Source organism: Metalysinibacillus jejuensis (assembly GCF_003057615.1).
GTDB classification, from domain to species: Bacteria; Bacillota; Bacilli; order Bacillales_A; family Planococcaceae; genus Metalysinibacillus; species Metalysinibacillus jejuensis.
The window spans coordinates 1-1,104 of sequence record NZ_QAFW01000132.1 but is presented as its reverse complement, the minus strand read 5'-3'; the positions used below and the strand labels follow the sequence as shown (position 1 = coordinate 1,104).

Genomic DNA, 1,104 nt, shown 5'->3' with positions numbered 1-1,104 from the left:
GCCAATTTCATGTAGTTGATTTTGGCAACAGTCACATTCGAGATTGGTTGGGTGATGGTGAATTTCTTCTACTTCCACACCTTCTATGAATGAATCGTTGCGCTTTTTCTTTTTATTTAAACGGGTCACTGTATAGGTTATAGTTTCCGTGCTTTGTTCTTCTGTTTGCTCAGAATCATTAAAAGGTGGGTCATCCTCAAATAGCGAGACTTGCCCATCGGGTGCTTGGTATTTTGACTTCTCTGAGCGTGAACCATAAATCATTTTTGTTAATTGGCGAACTTGTTCAGATAAGTATTTATTTTGGGCGAGCGATGCATCTAATTTTTTCGAAAGCTCTTGATTTTGTTGCTTCATAAAAGCGAGTTGTTCTTCTAATAATTGAATTAATTTTTCCGTTGCTTCTGCACTCACCTGATTCACCACATTTCCGTTCGAATAATATGTGGTTAATTATACCATTGAAAAGGTTAGTATTAAAAGACACCTTTTGCAGATTTTAAAATTGCTTTTGGTTGTTGAAGAGATAAGCCTTCTAATAACCAACGCAATTCCTGTTGAGAGAGATTGCGCACTTCTTTTTCATTTTTCGGCCATTGTAATCGGCCACTGTCTAGCCTTTTATAAAGCAACGCAAAGCCGTCCTCATCAAAATAAAGACACTTATAGCGGTCTTTACTTGTACCAGAAAATAAAAAAATTGAGTCACTAAAAGGATCGAGTTCAAACGAATCTTGAACGAGGGTCGCTAGACCATCAATCCCTTTACGCATGTCTGTTTTCCCACAGACAATATAAATATTTTGCACACGCGTAAAATCGTGCTTCATTTTTGAATCAGCTCCTTTATCACAGCTTGAATGATGCGCTCCTCTACACCATTGAAAAAGGAAATTTCGGCCGCAGCGGTTTTAATCACACAGCTTGGCCCAGCTGCATGTGGGAAAGAAGACATCGAAGATTGTTCGGTTGGCAGGGGATCTAGATAAACTGGCACAATTGTCGGTTGATTCGTTGGCATAAAAAAGCACCTCCTTAAATTGATACGTTTATCGTACCGGAGGTGCCAGGGTGTTTATATGCGTTATTTGATTGGGGGCTTAC

3 protein-coding genes are annotated in these 1,104 nt (G+C 39.2%); all 3 read right to left on the bottom strand.

The genetic code is table 11. The features are described from left to right. Nucleotides 1-357, bottom strand: a 357-nt coding sequence (locus DDE80_RS14420) for an IS66 family transposase (RefSeq protein WP_427901823.1), incomplete at its 3' end; no start/stop codon positions are given. A gap of 119 nt (nucleotides 358-476) precedes the next feature. Continuing rightward, nucleotides 477-830 carry an IS66 family insertion sequence element accessory protein TnpB gene (gene tnpB, locus DDE80_RS14415; protein WP_108308637.1) on the bottom strand — a complete coding sequence of 118 codons (354 nt, stop codon included), beginning with the start codon at nucleotides 828-830 and terminating at the stop codon, nucleotides 477-479. Next, a complete protein-coding gene (locus tag DDE80_RS14410) occupies nucleotides 827-1,021 on the bottom strand; it encodes a hypothetical protein (protein WP_108308635.1) in 195 nt (64 codons plus the stop codon). The genes tnpB and DDE80_RS14410 overlap by 4 nt, the downstream gene beginning before the upstream one ends. Nucleotides 1,022-1,104: the final 83 nt, after the last annotated feature.